Origin of the sequence: Micromonospora sp. NPDC049275 (assembly GCF_043197115.1) — a bacterium.
Lineage (GTDB): Bacteria > Actinomycetota > Actinomycetes > Mycobacteriales > Micromonosporaceae > Micromonospora.
In genome coordinates this window covers 3,990-19,665 of record NZ_JBICSN010000006.1, presented here as the reverse complement: position 1 = coordinate 19,665, position 15,676 = coordinate 3,990, and the positions used below count along the sequence as shown (strand labels likewise).

At 71.7% G+C, this 15,676-nt stretch carries 16 protein-coding genes; 13 read left to right on the top strand and 3 right to left on the bottom strand.

Features of this window, described 5'->3' with window-relative positions:
* Positions 1-77: 77 nt before the first annotated feature.
* Positions 78-1,115, top strand: coding sequence for an aminotransferase class V-fold PLP-dependent enzyme (locus tag ACGFIE_RS19635; RefSeq protein WP_393296464.1), 1,038 nt, complete (start codon positions 78-80; stop codon positions 1,113-1,115).
* A gap of 6 nt (positions 1,116-1,121) precedes the next feature.
* Here ACGFIE_RS19635 and ACGFIE_RS19630 read toward each other — a convergent pair whose 3' ends face one another.
* Complete coding sequence (locus ACGFIE_RS19630; RefSeq protein WP_393296462.1) at positions 1,122-2,294, bottom strand: acyl-CoA dehydrogenase family protein; 1,173 nt, start codon at positions 2,292-2,294, stop codon at positions 1,122-1,124.
* 99 nt (positions 2,295-2,393) lie between these two features.
* Between ACGFIE_RS19630 and ACGFIE_RS19625 the strand changes: the two genes are divergently transcribed.
* From ACGFIE_RS19625 to ACGFIE_RS19615, 3 genes are all read left to right on the top strand, one after another.
* Positions 2,394-3,050 carry a TetR/AcrR family transcriptional regulator C-terminal domain-containing protein gene (locus ACGFIE_RS19625; protein WP_266249994.1) on the top strand — a complete coding sequence of 219 codons (657 nt, stop codon included), beginning with the start codon at positions 2,394-2,396 and terminating at the stop codon, positions 3,048-3,050.
* A gap of 123 nt (positions 3,051-3,173) precedes the next feature.
* A complete protein-coding gene (locus ACGFIE_RS19620) occupies positions 3,174-4,628 on the top strand; it encodes an aldehyde dehydrogenase family protein (protein ID WP_393296460.1) in 1,455 nt (484 codons plus the stop codon).
* Positions 4,625-5,797 carry a zinc-binding dehydrogenase gene (locus ACGFIE_RS19615; RefSeq protein WP_393296458.1) on the top strand — a complete coding sequence of 391 codons (1,173 nt, stop codon included), beginning with the start codon at positions 4,625-4,627 and terminating at the stop codon, positions 5,795-5,797. The genes ACGFIE_RS19620 and ACGFIE_RS19615 overlap by 4 nt, the downstream gene beginning before the upstream one ends.
* A gap of 51 nt (positions 5,798-5,848) precedes the next feature.
* Here the strand turns inward: ACGFIE_RS19615 and ACGFIE_RS19610 are convergent, their stop codons facing one another.
* Positions 5,849-6,136: a hypothetical protein gene (locus tag ACGFIE_RS19610; RefSeq protein ID WP_393296456.1), complete on the bottom strand. Its 288-nt coding sequence runs from the start codon at positions 6,134-6,136 to the stop codon at positions 5,849-5,851.
* A 279-nt stretch (positions 6,137-6,415) separates the two neighbouring features.
* Here ACGFIE_RS19610 and ACGFIE_RS19605 point away from each other — a divergent pair, with 279 nt between their 5' ends.
* The 7 genes from ACGFIE_RS19605 to ACGFIE_RS19575 all read left to right on the top strand — a co-directional run bounded on the left by ACGFIE_RS19605 (position 6,416) and on the right by ACGFIE_RS19575 (position 12,182).
* Positions 6,416-6,550 carry a hypothetical protein gene (locus tag ACGFIE_RS19605; RefSeq protein WP_393296454.1) on the top strand — a complete coding sequence of 45 codons (135 nt, stop codon included), beginning with the start codon at positions 6,416-6,418 and terminating at the stop codon, positions 6,548-6,550.
* A gap of 126 nt (positions 6,551-6,676) precedes the next feature.
* Positions 6,677-7,666 (top strand): hypothetical protein, encoded by a 990-nt coding sequence (locus ACGFIE_RS19600; RefSeq protein WP_393296452.1) that lies wholly within the window; start codon positions 6,677-6,679, stop codon positions 7,664-7,666.
* A 95-nt stretch (positions 7,667-7,761) separates the two neighbouring features.
* Positions 7,762-8,301, top strand: coding sequence for an RBBP9/YdeN family alpha/beta hydrolase (locus tag ACGFIE_RS19595; protein ID WP_393296450.1), 540 nt, complete (start codon positions 7,762-7,764; stop codon positions 8,299-8,301).
* A 199-nt stretch (positions 8,302-8,500) separates the two neighbouring features.
* Entirely contained in the window at positions 8,501-8,878 is a 378-nt protein-coding gene (locus ACGFIE_RS19590; RefSeq protein ID WP_393296448.1) for a PadR family transcriptional regulator, read from the top strand.
* Positions 8,875-10,248 carry a permease prefix domain 1-containing protein gene (locus ACGFIE_RS19585; RefSeq protein ID WP_393296446.1) on the top strand — a complete coding sequence of 458 codons (1,374 nt, stop codon included), beginning with the start codon at positions 8,875-8,877 and terminating at the stop codon, positions 10,246-10,248. The genes ACGFIE_RS19590 and ACGFIE_RS19585 overlap by 4 nt, the downstream gene beginning before the upstream one ends.
* A gap of 109 nt (positions 10,249-10,357) precedes the next feature.
* A complete protein-coding gene (locus ACGFIE_RS19580; protein WP_393296444.1) occupies positions 10,358-10,921 on the top strand; it encodes a TetR/AcrR family transcriptional regulator in 564 nt (187 codons plus the stop codon).
* Positions 10,914-12,182, top strand: a complete 1,269-nt coding sequence (locus ACGFIE_RS19575; protein WP_393296442.1) for an FAD-dependent oxidoreductase — start codon at positions 10,914-10,916, stop codon at positions 12,180-12,182. Before ACGFIE_RS19580 ends, ACGFIE_RS19575 begins: the two co-directional genes overlap by 8 nt.
* Before the next feature lie 12 nt (positions 12,183-12,194).
* Here the strand turns inward: ACGFIE_RS19575 and ACGFIE_RS19570 are convergent, their stop codons facing one another.
* On the bottom strand, positions 12,195-13,052 hold the full coding sequence (locus ACGFIE_RS19570; protein ID WP_363686999.1) for an SPFH domain-containing protein: 858 nt from the start codon (positions 13,050-13,052) through the stop codon (positions 12,195-12,197).
* Between the two features lie 173 nt (positions 13,053-13,225).
* On the opposite strand from ACGFIE_RS19570, the gene ACGFIE_RS19565 reads away from it, so the two are divergent.
* Both ACGFIE_RS19565 and ACGFIE_RS19560 read left to right on the top strand, forming a co-directional pair.
* Positions 13,226-13,870 (top strand): transcriptional regulator, encoded by a 645-nt coding sequence (locus ACGFIE_RS19565; RefSeq protein WP_393296440.1) that lies wholly within the window; start codon positions 13,226-13,228, stop codon positions 13,868-13,870.
* A 121-nt stretch (positions 13,871-13,991) separates the two neighbouring features.
* Positions 13,992-15,560, top strand: coding sequence for an MFS transporter (locus tag ACGFIE_RS19560; RefSeq protein WP_393296438.1), 1,569 nt, complete (start codon positions 13,992-13,994; stop codon positions 15,558-15,560).
* The last annotated feature ends 116 nt before the right edge of the window (positions 15,561-15,676 follow it).

Sequence of the window (15,676 nt, the reverse complement as noted above, 5' to 3'; positions counted from 1 at the left end):
GGCCCGAGGCGGCGCGCAGGCCGCCGTTCGCGGATTGGCCGTGCCCGGGGGCGGCCAGCCCGCCTAGCGTCGGTGAGATGGAGATCGAGCAGGCACAGCAGTTGTGGAAGCCGGAGCCCGGTTGGTTGAACACGGCCTCCTACGGGTTGCCGCCCGAGCCGGCCTGGACGGCGTTGCAGGAGGCCCTGGCCGGCTGGCGGGTGGGCAGCACGTCGTGGGAGGGCTGGGGTGAATCGGTGCACCGCGCCCGTGCCGCCTTCGCCGGTCTGATCGGCGTGCCGGCTTCTGACGTGGCGGTTGGCGCGACCGTCTCCCAGATGCTCGCGCCGGTGGCGGCGGGGCTGCCGGCGGGGGCCACCGTGGTGGTTCCGGAGATCGAATTCACCTCGAACCTGTTCCCCTGGCTGGTCCAGGAGGAGCGGGGCGTCACGGTCCGCACGGTGCCGGCGGACCGGCTGGCCGACGCGATCGACGCCGACACCTACCTCGTCGCGTTCAGCCTGGTGCAGTCGTCCGACGGCTCTGTCGCCGCGTACGACGAGATCGTGGCCGCGGCCCGCGCGCACGACGCGCTGGTGGTGGTGGACGCCACCCAGGCGTGCGGGTGGCTGCCCTTCGACGGGAGCTGGGCCGACGTGGTGACGGTGGGCGGCTACAAGTGGCTGATGAATCCGCGCGGCACGGCGTACACCTATCTCGCCCCGGCGCTGCGCGAGCGGCTGCGCCCGGACGCGGCCGGGTGGTACGCGGGCCGCGACCCGCACGCCTCCTACTACGGCCCGCCGCTGCGGCTGGCCGACGACGCCCGGCGGTTCGACATCTCGCCGGCCTGGTTCAGCTGGGTGGGCGCGGCGCCGGCGATGGAACTGGTCGCCGAGATCGGGGTGCCGGCGATCAGGGAGCACGACGTGGCGCTGGCCAACCGGTTCCTGGCCGGCCTGGGCCGACCGCCGGCGGACAGCGCCATCGTCAGCGTCGACGTGCCCGGCGCGGAGCAGCGTCTCGCGGCGGCCGGCATCCGGGCGGCGGTACGCGCCGGACGGGTCCGCGCCTCGTTCCACCTCTACTCCACCGAAGCCGACGTGGACGCGGCTCTGGAGGCGCTGACGGGCTGACCCGGCTCAGGCCAGGTGGCCGCCGATCTTCGTGTACCCGCGCAGCAGGTCCCGGGAGATGATCAGCCGCTGCATCTCGTCGGTGCCCTCGAAGATGCGGTAGAGCCGGACCTGCCGGTACCAGCGCTCGATGGGCAGCTCCCGGGTGTAGCCCATGCCGCCGTGGATCTGGAGCACCCGGTCGACCACCCGGTTGACCATGCCGGCGCCGTAGAGCTTGCCCATCGACGAGGCGTGCCGGGGGTCCAGGCCCTGGTCGACGGTCCACGCCGAGCGCAGCACCAGCCAGCGGGCCGCCTCCAGCTCGGTCTCCGAGTCGGCGATCATCCACTGGATGGCCTGGTTGGTGCCGATCTTCGCGCCGAACGTCTCGCGGGTGTTGGCGTAGTCGATCGCCATCTGGAGGACCCGCTCGGCGATGCCGATGGCGTGCGACGGGATGGTGTAGCGGCCCTTGCCGATCCACTCCATGCCCAGCGTGAAGCCCTGCCCGATCTCGCCGAGGATGTTGCGGTGCGGCACGCGTACGCCGTCGAAGATCAACGACGCGGGTCCGCCCTCGCCCATGGTCTGGATGAACTCCGAGCGCCAGCCCATCGACCGGTCCACCAGGAAGGCGGTCGCGCCGCCGTTGCGGGCGCCCTTCTCCCGGTCGGTCACCGCGACCACGATGGCGAAGTCGGCGTCGTGGCCGCCGGTGATGAACGTCTTCTCGCCGTCGAGGATCCAGTCGTCGCCGTCGCGGCGCGCGGACAGCCGGATGTTGGCCGCGTCCGAGCCGGCGCCCGGCTCGGTGATGGCGAAGCAGGACCGCCGCTCGCCCTCGATCGTCGGGACGAGGAACTCCTGCTTCTGCTCCTCGGTGGCGTGGAACAGGATGTTGTCGGCCTCGCCGCCGAAGCGGAACGGCACGAACGTGTGACCCAGCTCCGTCCAGATCAACGACTGGAGGACGGCCGGCAGGTTCATCCCGCCGTACTCCTCGGGGGTCGCCAGGCCCCAGAAGCCGAACTTGCGCGCCTTGAGTTGCAGCTCGCGCACCTCGGAGTGGTCCAGGCCCGGCTGGTGCGCGCGTTCCCGGCGCAGCACCTCCGCCTCCAGGGGCATCACCTCGCGGCGGATGAACGACCGGACGGTGTCCCGCACCGCCCGCTCCTCGTCGGTGAGCGAAAAGTCCACGGTGGTCCTCCTGGCGTCGGCGCGGCCGGTCACCTCTAAACTAGCGGTGTAAGTTTTGATGCGTCCAGACCCCACGACCCGGACCCGACGAGGAGCGCAGTGCCCCGACCCCGCCAGCCCCGGCTCACCCGGCAGCTGATCGTCGACGCCGCCACGGCGCTCATCGACGCCGAGGGTCTGCCCGCGCTCTCCACCCGTCGACTCGCCGCCGCGCTGGGCGTGCAGGGCCCGTCGCTCTACAACCACTTCGCCACCAAGGACGAGATCCTCGACGCGGTCGCCGACACGGTCACCGGCGCCGTCGACACCAGCGGCTTCACCGGCCGGGACTGGGCCGCCGCGCTGCGCGACTGGGCCTGGTCGTACCGTCGGGCGCTCACCGCGCACCCGAACATCGTGCCGTACCTGGCGCAGGGTCCCGGCCGCCGACCGGCCGCGCTCGCCATGGCCGACGCGGTCTACGGCGGCCTCGTCCGCGCCGGGTGGCCACCGGCCCGCGCCACCCACATCGGCGCGGCGCTGCGCTACTTCGTGGCCGGCTCGGCGCTCGGCTCGTTCGCCCGCGGCTTCGTCGAGGACCCCGAGCTGTACGCCGCGCACTACCCCCACCTGCGCCAGGCGCACCGGCTCGCCGAGCACCAGCAGAGCGTGGACGAGGGCGCCTTCGCCCTCGGCCTGGACGCGTTGCTGCACGGCCTGGCTGCCGAGTACGCCCGCACCGTCGGGCCGGTGGAGTCCGGCCGGCCCAGCGGGTAGCGTCCAAACTCCCGGCGCTAGTTTCCTCGCCCGCCGAGACCCCGCCACCATCACCCGCCGTCGCCCCGCCCGCCGTCACTCGACCCGCCGCCACCGCCCGTCGCCCACCCCGGAAGGGACGCCATGGACCTCGCCGCCCCGCCGTCGCTGCTGCCCGATGCCCTGCGCCTCCGGCGCCACCTGCACATCGGCGGAGAGTGGACGTCTCCCGCCGGCACCGACGTGATCGACGTGGAGAACCCGAGCACCGGTGAGCCGATCGGTCAGGTGCCCGCGGGCACCGCGGCCGACGTGGACGCCGCCGTCGCCGCCGCCCGCGCCGCCTTTCCCGGCTGGGCGGCCACCGCGCCGGCAGAACGGTCCGCGTACCTGGACCGGCTGCACGCCGCGCTCGCCGCGCGCGCCGACGACCTCGCCCGCACCATCGCGGTCGAGCTGGGCGCCCCGCTCAAGCTCGCCACCCGCGTGCAGGTCGCGCTGCCACTGATCGTGCTGCGCGACCACGTGGCGCTCGCCGCCCGGCCGCCGGTCGAGGAGACCATCGGCAACTCCCTCGTCGTCCGCGAGCCGATCGGCGTGGTCGGCGCGATCACCCCGTGGAACTACCCCCTGCACCAGGTGATGGCGAAGGTCGCGCCCGCGCTCGCCGCCGGCTGCACTGTCGTCCTCAAGCCCAGCGAGTTGACCCCGCTGACCGCGTACCTGCTCTTCGACGCGGTCACCGAGGCCGGTCTGCCGCCGGGTGTGCTCAACCTGGTCCCCGGCACCGGCGCGGTCGTCGGCGAGGCGCTCGCCGGGCACCCCGACGTCGACCTGGTCTCGTTCACCGGCTCCACCGCCACCGGCACACGCATCATGCGACTCGCCGCCGATCGGATCGCCCGGGTCGCGCTGGAGCTGGGTGGCAAGTCCGCCAACGTGATCCTCCCCGACGCCGACCTGCCCACCGCGGTCAAGGTAGGCGTCGGCAACGCCCTCATGAACTCCGGCCAGACCTGCACGGCGTGGACCCGGATGCTTGTGCACCGCGACCGGTACGCCGAGGCGCTCGACCTGGTCGCGAAGGCGGTGGCCGGCTACGGCGTCGGCGACCCGTTCGACCCGGCCACCCGGCTCGGCCCCCTGGTCTCCGCCGCCCAGGCGACGCGGGTGCGCGGGCACGTCGAGCGGGCTCTCGCCGAGGGCGCCCGCCTCGTCGCCGGCGGCCCGGACGCCCCGGTGCCGGCGCGGGGGCACTTCGTCGCCCCGACCGTCTTCGCCGACGTGCACCCGGACAGCGCGCTCGCCCAGGAGGAGGTCTTCGGCCCGGTGCTCGCCGTACTCCCGTTCGACGACACCGACGAGGCCGTCGCCATCGCCAACAACTCGCGCTACGGGCTCGCCGGTGCGGTCTGGTCCGCCGACACCGAGGCGGCGCTCGCGGTGGCGCGACGGCTGCGCACCGGCGCGGTCGACATCAACGGCGCGGCGTTCAACCCGCTCGCGCCCTTCGGCGGCTACAAGCAGTCCGGCCTGGGCCGGGAGCTGGGCGTGCACGGCCTCGCCGAGTTCTGCGAACTGAAGGCGATCCAGCGATGAGCGGCCCCGAGCGGGCCGGAGTGTCGGCGGCGGCCGCGCCGGCGGTGGGCGCTGAGCCGGCCGTCGCTGTTGGGCCCGCGGGTGCGCCGGTCACCGTCCGTGCGCTCGTCGCGCGCGGGCCCGGCGCCGAGCTGCGGGTCGAGCGGGTACGCCTGCCCGCGCCCGGCCCCGGCGAGGTGCGGGTGACGATCCGGGCGGCCGGGGTGTGCCACTCCGACCTGTCCATGGTCAACGGCACCCTGGCCGCGACGTTCCCGCTGGTGCTCGGGCACGAGGCGACAGGCGTGGTGGCCGAGGCAGGTGCGGGCACCCGGCTGCCGGTCGGCACGCCTGTGGTGCTCAACTGGGCGCCCGCCTGCCGGGCCTGCTGGTGGTGCCGGCACGACGAGCCGTGGCTCTGCGCCGCCAACACCGCCCCGACGGTGGCGCGCGGCGAGACCGAGGACGGCGTACCGCTGCACCTCACGCTCGGCCTCGGCGCGCTCGCCGAGGCCGTGGTGGTGCCGGAGAGCGCCGTCGTGCCGATCCCCGCCGGGTTGCCCGCCGAGCAGGCCGCGCTGCTCGGCTGCGCGGTGCTCACCGGCGTCGGCGCGGTCGGCAACACCGCCCGGGTCGCGCCCGGCGAGTCGGTCGCCGTCATCGGGCTCGGCGGGGTCGGGCTCGCGGTCCTCGCCGCCGCCCGCCGGGCCGGCGCCGCGACGATCGTCGCCGTCGACGTGGCCGAGGCGAAGCGCGACCTGGCCCTCGCCGCCGGGGCCACCGACTTCCTGCTCTCCGACGACCGGCTCTCCAAGGAGGTGCGGGCGCGCACCGAGGGCCGGGGCGTCGACCACGCCTTCGAGTGCGTGGGGCGGGCCGCCACGATCAGGTCGGCGTGGCGGCTCACCCGGCGTGGGGGAGCGGTCACCGTGGTCGGCATGGGCGCCAAGGACGACATGGTCAGCCTCGGCGCGCTCGACATCTTCCACTCCGCGCGGACCCTGCGCTCCTCGGTGTACGGCTCGTCCGACCCGGACCGGGAGGTGCCGGTGCTGGCCGCCGAGCTCGCCGACGGCGCGCTGGATCTGCGCGTGCTGGTCAGCGGCACGATCGGGCTGGACGAGGCGCCCACCGCGTTCGACAGGCTCGCCCGGGGCGAGGGTGCCCGCTGGGTGGTCACGCTGGACTGAGCCGAGCAGGCGCGCTGCCGGCCGTTTCCGGCCGGCAGCGCCCGGGCTCGATCAGAAGGGTGGAGTGTCCTCGCCCATCAACGCCAGCACGACGCCACCTCTCCCGCTCTTGAGGCTCTGGACCACGACCCTGCCGGTGCTGCCATCGGGCAGCTCCAACGTGAAGGTCTTGCCGACCGCGTTCTTGGGGCCGTTGCCGGCGCTGTTGGCGGGCCGGAAGTCGCCTGCCCACGGCCGGGTCCCACCCTTGCGGGCGGGCTCGGCGAAGAGGGCGGCGGTGCCAGGGGTCCTGGTGCCGTCCGAGGAGAGAAGCACTGAGGCGCTGCGATAGGTAGCCATATGCGCCAAGGCTATCGCGGACCGCGCTCGATCGCGCTCCGCAACGGCCCTCTACACCGAACGGCCACGGAAGCGACCGCGATCTGCCACCCCCTGGTGACGGTCGTGTGATGGGTGCGGTCCGGGCCAGGCCCGGTCGCTGAATCCGCAGCCGATCGTGCGCCTGAGGAGCATGACGACATCGACGAGGCACTTCCGACCGTCGGCAAGAGCTGAACAGCGTAGGGTCGGCGTGCAGTGGAGGGCTTCGTTCACCGACCTGCTCCAGGAGGTTCGATCATGTCCAAGGACTCGACGAGCAAGGCGAACGTCAAGAAGAAGGGCAAGACGATCAAGGAAAAGCAGACTGCGAAGCGCCTGAAGCGCGACGAGCAGAACGGGCGTTCCGCAAACATCGTGCCCACGGGGCGCTGACGCCGGCATCATCGCTCAACCGTCCGATTGCGGTGATGAAGGTGGGGGCCGACGATCGTCGGATCCTCCCCGCCGAATCACCAGCGGGCCGCCCGGCGCCAGCACCGCGCCATAAGATCTACTTCTATGGTCCGCACCACACCTCCGCGTCCCCTGGACATCACCGAGCTCTTCCCCGAACTGCGGGAACATTCCACCACCGCTACCCGCCTGCATCCCCGGCCCGGTGCTCCCACCATTGCGGACAGCTCGGTCGGCGGACCACTGCTGTGGCCGGCCGACGAGGTGTGGCCGGTCTGCGACGACGCCGGGGCGCACGAGCCGTACAACCTGACCACCATGGCCGCCCTGCGCCGCAGGCGGGAGATTCTCGCGACCGCCGAAGCCCGGGAGTCGCTGCCGGGCGAGGACTTCTTGACCGCGCTGGAGCGGGCCGAACTCGATGCCGCCGACGCTCTGGACCTGGACGACCTGATCGAGGATCCCATCCCGTTGGTCCCGGTCGCGCAGGTGTACCGACGAGACATCCCGGACTACGCCGGTCCGGAAGGCACCGACCTGCTCCAGGTGCTGTGGTGCCCGGTGGACCACGCGGACCGGCACTACAGCCCTCGCGTCTTCCTCTACTGGCGCGACAGTTCCGCCGTCGGCCCGCTGCTCGAAACGCCTCCCGAGCCGCCGGTGATCAGTGACTTGTACCTGCCGGCGCCGTGCGTGGTGCACCCGGAACAGGTCCGTGAGTACCAATACGCTGACCTGCTCCCCGCTGACCTGTGCGAGCGGCTCGACGCGTGGGACGACGACGAGGACGACAGCCGTCCCCACTACCAGTCCGACCTGTCCCTGGCACCGGGGTGGAAGGTCGGCGGGTACGCGAACTGGTCGCTTACCGATCCGTACCCGATGGACTGCGCTGTTTGCGGCACCGCGATGACACTGGTCTTCACAGTGGGTTCGGTCGACTGGAACGGCACGCGTTGCAGCTGGCGCCCGTCCGAGGAGGACCCGACCGCGTCCCCGGACACCGTGGGTGTGCAGATCGGTCGTTGCTATTCGCTGTACACCTTCCGTTGCCCCGAATCCTTCGAGCATCCCCCGGCCACCGCCGTGCAGTGACGCGGCCTTTCTCCCTTGCTTGCCGGCGCGCGCGTGGGACGCGACAGTTGTCCGCGGATCACGTGGTGTGATCACGGGGTAGATGTGAAGGGGGCATGGTGGGGCGCAAGGCGATCATCTTCCACGGGACCGGCGGCAACCCGGACGTGGTCTGGTACCGCTGGTTGGCGGGGCGGCTCGAGGCGCGGGGTTACGCCGTCGAGGTGCCGTACCTGCCGGGCCTCAACGTCGAGCCGATCGCGACGTTCCTGCCGACGGTGCTGGCCGGGCACCACGTCGACGAGGACACCGTCCTGGTGGGCCACTCCGGCGGCGCGGCGTTCCTCCTGGCGTTCCTGGAGCATGTCGAGGCGACAGTCGCTCAGGCGATCCTGGTCGCCGGCTACTGCACCCAGCCCAACACCAGCGAGGAACCGGTGCTCCAGGAGAGCTACGACTGGGCCGCGATCCGGTCGCACGTGCGCGACATCGTCTTCATCAACTCCCGCGAGGATCCGTACGGCTGCGACGACCGGCAGGGACGCGCCATGTTCGAGCGGCTCGGCGGCACCCAGATCGTGCGCGACGACGGACACTTCGGCGACTACGACCAGCCGTACGAGCGGTTCGAGCTGCTCGACCGACTCATCGCCTGACGCTCGTCACATCCGGGCCCGCAGCACTCGCCGACGCGCACGGTCGTCCGCTCCCGGTGGGCGACGACGACCTCGATCTCCTGCACGCCGGCCATTGTGGCGGGATCGACCACCGACGCCCAACGGGTTCTCCCGACCGGATCCGTTGCGTCGGAAAAATACCTAGCAGTACTATGCATCGTACTTCTAGGGTTTGGGGGTGGGGGGTCTCGTGAAGGTCGCGAAGGACCTGGTGGCCGCGTCGGCGACACCGATGGTGCTCGGCATCCTGGCCGAGGGGGAGAGCTACGGCTACGCCATCCTCCGGCGGATCAACGAGCTGTCCGGGGGTGAGCTGGACTGGACCGAAGGGCTGCTGTATCCGCTGCTGCACCGGCTCGAGCGCCTGGCCTATGTGGAGGCGAACTGGCAGTCGGTCGCCGGTGAGCGCAAGCGCAAGTACTACCGGATCACCGATCGGGGCCTGGCCGAGCTGGCCGAGCAGCGCCGACAGTGGGACACCGTCGTGGGCGCGCTCAAGGAGATCTGGCACGACCGTACGCCGCTGACGGCGCGCCCGTTGGACGGCCTCGCGTGACGGCGCACGACGGGCCGGAGGAGCTGGAGGCGCAGTACGCGCAGTGGCGACGCTACGTGCTCCGGCGTCGGGAACTGCAGTCGGTGGACGCCGACGAGTTGGAAGACCACCTCCGCGGCTCGGTCGACGAACTCGTCGCGGCGGGCCTGAGCCCGGACGAGGCGTTCCTGGTCGCGGTCAAACGGATGGGCAGCCTCGACGAGCTCTCCCGCGAGTTCGCCCGGGAGCATTCGGAGCGGTTGTGGAAGCAGCTCGTGCTGACCGGCGACTCCGGCCCGGCCGCCGGCCCGCGCTCCCGTCGGGACCTGTGGGTCATGCTCGGCTGCGCGGCCGGCGCGGTGGTGTCCGTCAAGACGCCCGCGCTGTTCGGGTGGAGCTTCGAGGACGACGGCTCGTTCTACGCGCGCAACGCCACCCTGTTCGCGCTGCCCTGGCTGGCGGTGTTCCTGGCCTGGCGCAGGCGGGCCCGACCGCTGGTGATCGCGGTGCTGGGGGCGCTGTTCGTCCTCGGCGCCGTGGCGGCGAACGTCTACCCCCTGGCGGACGACTCGCAGTCGGTCGTCGTCACAGGCGTCCACCTTCCGATCGCCCTGTGGCTCGTGGTCGGGCTGGCCTACGTCGCCGACGACTGGCGCTCGTCGCGTCGACGCATGGACTTCATCCGCTTCACCGGCGAGTGGTTCATCTACTACGTCCTGATGGCCCTCGGCGGCGGCGTGCTCGCGGCGTTCCTGTTCAACACCTTCGCCGCCATCGGGATCGTCCCCGAGGCGTTCGTCTCGCAGTGGCTCCTGCCCTGCGGCGCCGCGGCGGCGGTCGTCGTTGCCGGGTGGCTGGTCGAGGCCAAGCAGAGTGTCGTCGAGAACATCGCGCCGGTCCTCACCCGGCTGTTCACCCCGCTCTTCACCGCCGCCCTGCTCGCCTTCCTCGTGGCCGTCGTCTGGACCAGCCACGGCATCGACGTCGAGCGCGAGGCGCTGATCCTGTTCGACCTCCTGCTCGTCGTGGTGCTGGGGCTGCTGCTCTACTCGCTCTCGGCCCGCGACCCGCTGGCGCCGCCGGGCGCGTTCGACAAACTCCAGCTCGCGCTCGTGGTCAGCGCGTTGGCCATCGACGTGCTGGTGCTGGTGGAGATCACCGGCCGCATCACCGACAACTACGGCGGTACGCCCAACCGGGCGGCGGCGCTCGGTGAGAACGTGATCCTGCTGGTGAACCTCGCGTGGTCGGCGTGGCTGCTGCTGAGCTTCCTCCGTCGGCGTACGCCGTTCGCGGCGCTCGAACGCTGGCAGACCGGCTACCTGCCGGTCTACGCCGCGTGGGCCTGGATCGTGGTCCTCGTCTTCCCCCCGCTGTTCAGCTACGCCTAGGGGTCGTTGGGCACGGCCCCCGTCCGACCAACTCAACCAAGCGGTTGGTTGACAGCGCGGCACAACGATGCTTAACTATCAACCAACCGCTTGGTTGGGATGGGTGAGGATGACGGAACGGCACGACCGCCGGCAGGCGCTGGTTCACGCGGCATTCTCGGCGATCGCCGAGAGCGGCTTCGAGGGGTTCCGACTGCGGCCGATCGCCGCAGCGGCCGGCATCGACCACTCCACCCTGCACCACTACTTCCGGACCAAGGCCGATCTGATCGCGGCGGTGCTCGAACACGTGACGAGCCAATTCGAGGCGACGATGCACACCGATCTGGACCCCGCCGCTCGACTGCGGCACCACCTCCGCGAGATCGCCACCGCCGTCGCGCGGCGGCCCGAGTTGTTCATCGTGCTCGACGAGCTCGATCTGCGGGCACGACGTGACGAGTCCACCGGGGTCGACATCGAGCGCGACGAGCAGGGCTGGCGGGACGCGCTCGCGGCGATCTTCACCGAGGGTGTCACGCGGCATGTCTGGTCGACGGACCTCGACATCGCAGCCAGCGTCGAGCTGGTGATCGCCACCGTCAAGGGCATTCGCCTGCGTCCCGACCGGGCCGAGTCCGTCGTCAACCAACTGTGCGACCTCTTCGCACCGGAAAGGCTCACCCATGACTGACGTGCTCATCGTCGGCGGTGGCATCGGCGGCCTCGCTCTCGCCCAGGGTCTGCGGAAGCACGGCATGACCGTCGCCGTGTACGAGCGTGACCGCCACCGCGACGACCGGGCGGACCGCTACCGCCTCGCGATCAACCCGGCGGGCAGCCGGTCGCTGCGTGCCTGCCTGCCCGACCGACACTGGCAGGCGTTCACCGACACCGCGGGCCGGCCCGGCGGCGGTTTCGGCTTCCTGGGCACTGACCTGCGCACGCTCGTCCTCGTGGAGGACGCCCTCATGTATCCCGACGATCCCGATCCCGCGGAACGGGCCTACCCGGTCGACCGTTCCACGCTGCGCGGCGTCCTCCTCGACGGGCTGGACGACGTCGTCCACTACGACAGGGCGTTCGAGCGCTACGAGCTGACCATCGACGGTCGCCCCACCGCGCACTTCGCCGACGGGACGTCCGAAACCTGCGACGTCCTGGTCGGCGCGGACGGGATCAACTCCCGGGTACGCGCGCAGTACCTGCCGACCGCCACCCAGCGGGACACCGGTGCGGTGGGCGTAGGGCTCAAGCTGCCGCTGAACGACGACACCCGAGCCTGGCTGCCCGCCCGGCTGGCCGCGGGCATGAACCTCATCGTGACCGGTGGGCCGTACTTCCTCTTCACCTCGGTGTTCGAACGCCAGCAGCCGACCGGGGACGACTATCTGCTGTGCGCCTTCGTCGCCCGTACCGACCTGTTCCCCTCGCGTCCGGAGCGCCTCGACGGCGCGCAGGTGAAGACCTACGTCGCCGGGCTGATCACGGACTGGCACCCCGCGCTACGCCAGTTGATCGACAGGTGCCCACCGGGCGACGTGAGCGCGTTCCCGTTTCAGGCGTCCGACCGCCCGGCACCCTGGGCGCCCTCGCGGGTCACCGTGCTCGGCGACGCCGTGCACGGCATGCCGCCGGCCGGCGGCAACGGCGCCAACACCGCGCTGCGCGACGCCGCCCTGCTCACCCGCCAGTTGTCGCTGGCCGACGGCGGCCACCTGCCGCTGCTGGACGCGATCGGCGAGTACGAGACCGAGATGCGCGAGTACGGGTTCCACGCCGTCGACCTGGCCATGCGAACCCTCCACCAGGGCATGATGAGCAACCCGCTCAGCGTGGGTCTGACCCGTGGCTGGTTCGGCCTCTGCGGCATCGCGGCACCGCTGCGCCGGATGACGTTCGGCGCGAGCTGGGCCAGGATCAGCGCCCCACGCCACTGGGAGCGGGCCGTCTGACGAGCGCTTCCCTCACTTGCCGGTGACGATGCCCGGGTTGATGCACAGGCCCGGGTTCGCGCCGTTCTTCTCGGCGATCTCCAGGCAGCGGGTCACCTTGTCGACCTTGGCGTTGGTCTCGGTGATCTGCTTGGAGATCTCGGCGTTCTTGCGATCCTGCTCCAGGTTGCGGGTCTGGGCGAGCTTGTCCTGGAACGCCTTGATGTTGCCCTCGGTCTTGTCGTCGTGGTTCACCCGCGTGATGGTCACCGAGAGGATGTCCACGTCGCTGGCGAGGCGGGTGTCCGCGCTGGTCTTGATGTTCGCCGCGAACGGCTTGAGGTCGACGTTGAGGTCGCCGGTCCGATCATCGATCTTCTCCAGCGGGTTGTACGCGGCGAACGCGTCGTTGACCGCGCTGTCGAGCTGCACACCCACCCGCTGACCGCGGAAGCTGTCGAAATCTCCCTTGTAGTCCATGAACTGCTTCGGCGCGTTCTCCGGCTTGACCTGCCACTCGATGAGCACCTCGACGCACGCGTCGGCGAGCGTGCCGGTGCGGACGCGCACGCAGTTGTTGCCGCCGATGTGGTCGTACTTCTGCCGGCCCGCGTCCCATTCGCCGACCTTCTGCCACGGGGCCACCCACTTCAGACCGGAGCCGGTCACCTTGCCGGTGGGCTTGCCGAAGCTGGTGACGATGCCGACCGAGCGGATCGGCACCGAGTGGGCGCTGGAGACGACGCCGACCAGCAGGGTGAGGGCGAGGAAGGCGAGCGCCGCGAGGGCGGCCATCCGCTTCAGGGGCCGCGCGGGGGCGACGAGAGCCAGGACGGCGCTGACGACCAGGGCGACGGCGAAGACGATCGCCATGGTGAAGCCGACAGGCATGGGGTGGGACCTTCCGCTGGGCTGTGTAGATCATCAACCTAGGAGGTCCGGTCAAGCGACTCGCACGGCCGGTACTGGCTTTCGCCGCCGCCGCTAAATTCCGCGCCGGGCGCATCCGCCGCGCGCCGTGGCAGCGAACCCCGGGTAGCGAACGTCTACCCGGGGGTACGCCTGTGCTGACCGAGCCGATGCTGACCGAGCCGATGCCGGCCGATGCCGTGCAGACCGCGCTCAAACGGGTCTTTCTGGCGGCCGAGGACCTGGACGGCAACCGTGTCGCCGCGCTGACGCGGGAGCTGGCCGCCGATTGGGGCGTGCCGGCGCTCTGGGAGCAGGTCTGCCGGCCGCTGCTGGCGGGGCTCTCGGGGCGTACCGCCGCCGCGGTCGCCGTCGAACACGCCCTGGCCGAGGGGGTCCGCGTCGGGCTGGACGTGCACCGCCGCGAGCCCGGCCGCTCCCTGCCCACCGGCGGGGTGCTGCTGGCCGGCGCCGAGCAGGAGGCGCACAGCCTCGGCCTGCACGCGCTCGCCGCCGCCCTGCGGGAGCAGGGGCGCGGCTGCCTGAATCTCGGGCCCGCGCTGCCCTGGCCCGCCCTGACCAGCGCGGTGTACCGGGCTCGCCCACACACGGTCATGCTCTGGTCGCAGACGCCTGTCACCGGCCGCGCGTACCGCCTGGTGCGTTTCGCCCGGGATTTTTCCCACCTGCGGGTGTACGGCGCGGGGCCGGGATGGATCGAGCCGCTCGCCGCGCCGGTGGGCCACCTGGCCGGACTGCCGGCAGCCGTCGCCGCCTGTCTGGCAGCTCAGCGAGCGTGACGCCCGCCACATACGATACGGATCGGTTCCGTATCGTTAATGCCTGCCCGTAGGCTGTCCCCGTTACGAGACTGGCCCGTATCGTATTGCGAGACGGGTGCAACCGGGGGGAGAACCGGGCATGGAACTGCACGACAACACGGGACACCCGAGGAGGTGGGCGATCCTGGGGGTGCTGGTGATCAGCCTCCTCGTCGTCGTCCTCGACAACACGATCCTCAACGTGGCCCTGCGCACGCTGGCCGACCCGGTGCACGGCCTCGGGGCCAGCCAGGGCGAGCTGGAGTGGTCCATCAACTCCTACACGCTGGTCTTCGCCGGGCTGCTGTTCACCTTCGGGGTGCTCGGTGACCGGTCCGGCCGCAAGCGCTTCCTGATGATCGGGCTGGTCCTGTTCGGGCTGGCGTCACTGCTCTCGGCGTACGCCCAGAGCCCCGGTCAGCTCATCGCGGCCCGCGCCCTGATGGGGGTCGGCGGCGCGGCCATCATGCCGGTGACGCTGTCGATCATCTCCAACGTCTTCGACCCGCGGGAGCGCGGCCGGGCCATCGGCGTCTGGGCCGGTGCGGTCGGCCTGGCCGTGGCGGTCGGCCCGATCCTCGGCGGCACGCTGCTGGAGCACTTCTGGTGGGGTTCGGTCTTCCTGATCAATGTCCCGGTGGTCGTCGCCGGCGTGGTCCTGGTGGCGCTGCTGGTTCCCGAGTCGCGTGACCCGCGCCCCGGCCGCGTCGACGTGCTCGGCGTCCTGCTCTCCGTGGTCGGCCTGGTGGCCCTCTCCTACGGCATCATCGACGGCGGCGAGCACGGCTTCGACCGTCCGCTGGCCTGGGGCTCGATTCTGGTGGGCCTCGCCGTGCTGGCCTGGTTCGTCCGGCACGAGCTGCGCGCCGAACACCCGTCGCTGGACGTCCGGCTGTTCAAGGTGCCCCGGTTCGCCGCGCCGGTGGCGATCGTCGGCCTGGTGTTCTTCGCCGCGATGGGCGTGATGTTCTTCAGCTCCTTCTACCTGCAGCTGGTGCGCGACTACAGCCCGCTCCAGACCGGCCTGCTCTTCCTGCCCTTCGCCGGCGCACAGCTGATCTTCGCGCCGCGCAGCGCGGCGATGGTCCGCCGCTACGGCGGCCGGGCGGTCGCCGCCGTCGGACTGGGACTCACCGTTGTGGCACTGGCCGCGTTCGCCTTCATCGGCGCGTCCACCCCGATCTGGGTCGTGCTTGTCGTCTTCTTCATCCAGGGTGTCGGGATGGCCAACATCATGCCGCCGGCCACCGAGTCCATCATGTCGGCGCTGCCCCGTGAGAAGGCCGGCGTGGGCTCCGCGGTGAGCAACACCGTCCGCCAGGTGGCGGGCGCGCTCGGCGTGGCGGTCCTCGGCTCGGTGCTCTCCGCTGTCTACCGCAGCGACGTGGGCGACGCGCTTACCGGCCTGCCCGAGCAGGCCCGCGACGCGGCCAACGAGTCGATCTCCGGGGCGTACGCGGCTGCCGGAAATCTCGGCCCGGCGGCGCCGACACTGATCTCGGCGGCCAACGACGCCTTCGTCACCGCCATGCACTGGGCGGCGGCGCTCTCCGCGATCGTCGCGGCCCTCGGCATGCTTGTGGTGCTGCGCTGGATGCCGGGTCGCGACGCCCTGGCTCCGGCGTCGGCGGCGCCCGCCGCCGAGCCCGAGCTGGCCGGGACGGCCTAGGTTCGCCGACGATGTCCGACATGACCTCCACCGCCGATGCTCCGCGGGCGCCCGGGCGGCCGCGGGGCCACCCCCCCCCCCGTGCCCACCTCCACGCCGCGCGACTCCACGCCGCC

Excerpts from the sequence above, each read along its gene's own strand:
- ACGFIE_RS19635 (WP_393296464.1), top strand. The coding sequence starts at position 78 with ATGGAGATCGAGCAGGCACAGCAGTTGTGGAAGCCGGAGCCCGGTTGG.
- ACGFIE_RS19620 (WP_393296460.1), top strand. The coding sequence starts at position 3,174 with ATGGACCTCGCCGCCCCGCCGTCGCTGCTGCCCGATGCCCTGCGCCTC.
- ACGFIE_RS19615 (WP_393296458.1), top strand. The coding sequence starts at position 4,625 with ATGAGCGGCCCCGAGCGGGCCGGAGTGTCGGCGGCGGCCGCGCCGGCG.
- ACGFIE_RS19610 (WP_393296456.1), bottom strand. The coding sequence starts at position 6,136 with ATGGCTACCTATCGCAGCGCCTCAGTGCTTCTCTCCTCGGACGGCACC.
- ACGFIE_RS19605 (WP_393296454.1), top strand. The coding sequence starts at position 6,416 with ATGTCCAAGGACTCGACGAGCAAGGCGAACGTCAAGAAGAAGGGCAAG.
- ACGFIE_RS19600 (WP_393296452.1), top strand. The coding sequence starts at position 6,677 with ATGGTCCGCACCACACCTCCGCGTCCCCTGGACATCACCGAGCTCTTC.
- ACGFIE_RS19595 (WP_393296450.1), top strand. The coding sequence starts at position 7,762 with ATGGTGGGGCGCAAGGCGATCATCTTCCACGGGACCGGCGGCAACCCG.
- ACGFIE_RS19580 (WP_393296444.1), top strand. The coding sequence starts at position 10,358 with ATGACGGAACGGCACGACCGCCGGCAGGCGCTGGTTCACGCGGCATTC.
- ACGFIE_RS19575 (WP_393296442.1), top strand. The coding sequence starts at position 10,914 with ATGACTGACGTGCTCATCGTCGGCGGTGGCATCGGCGGCCTCGCTCTC.
- ACGFIE_RS19570 (WP_363686999.1), bottom strand. The coding sequence starts at position 13,052 with ATGCCTGTCGGCTTCACCATGGCGATCGTCTTCGCCGTCGCCCTGGTC.
- ACGFIE_RS19560 (WP_393296438.1), top strand. The coding sequence starts at position 13,992 with ATGGAACTGCACGACAACACGGGACACCCGAGGAGGTGGGCGATCCTG.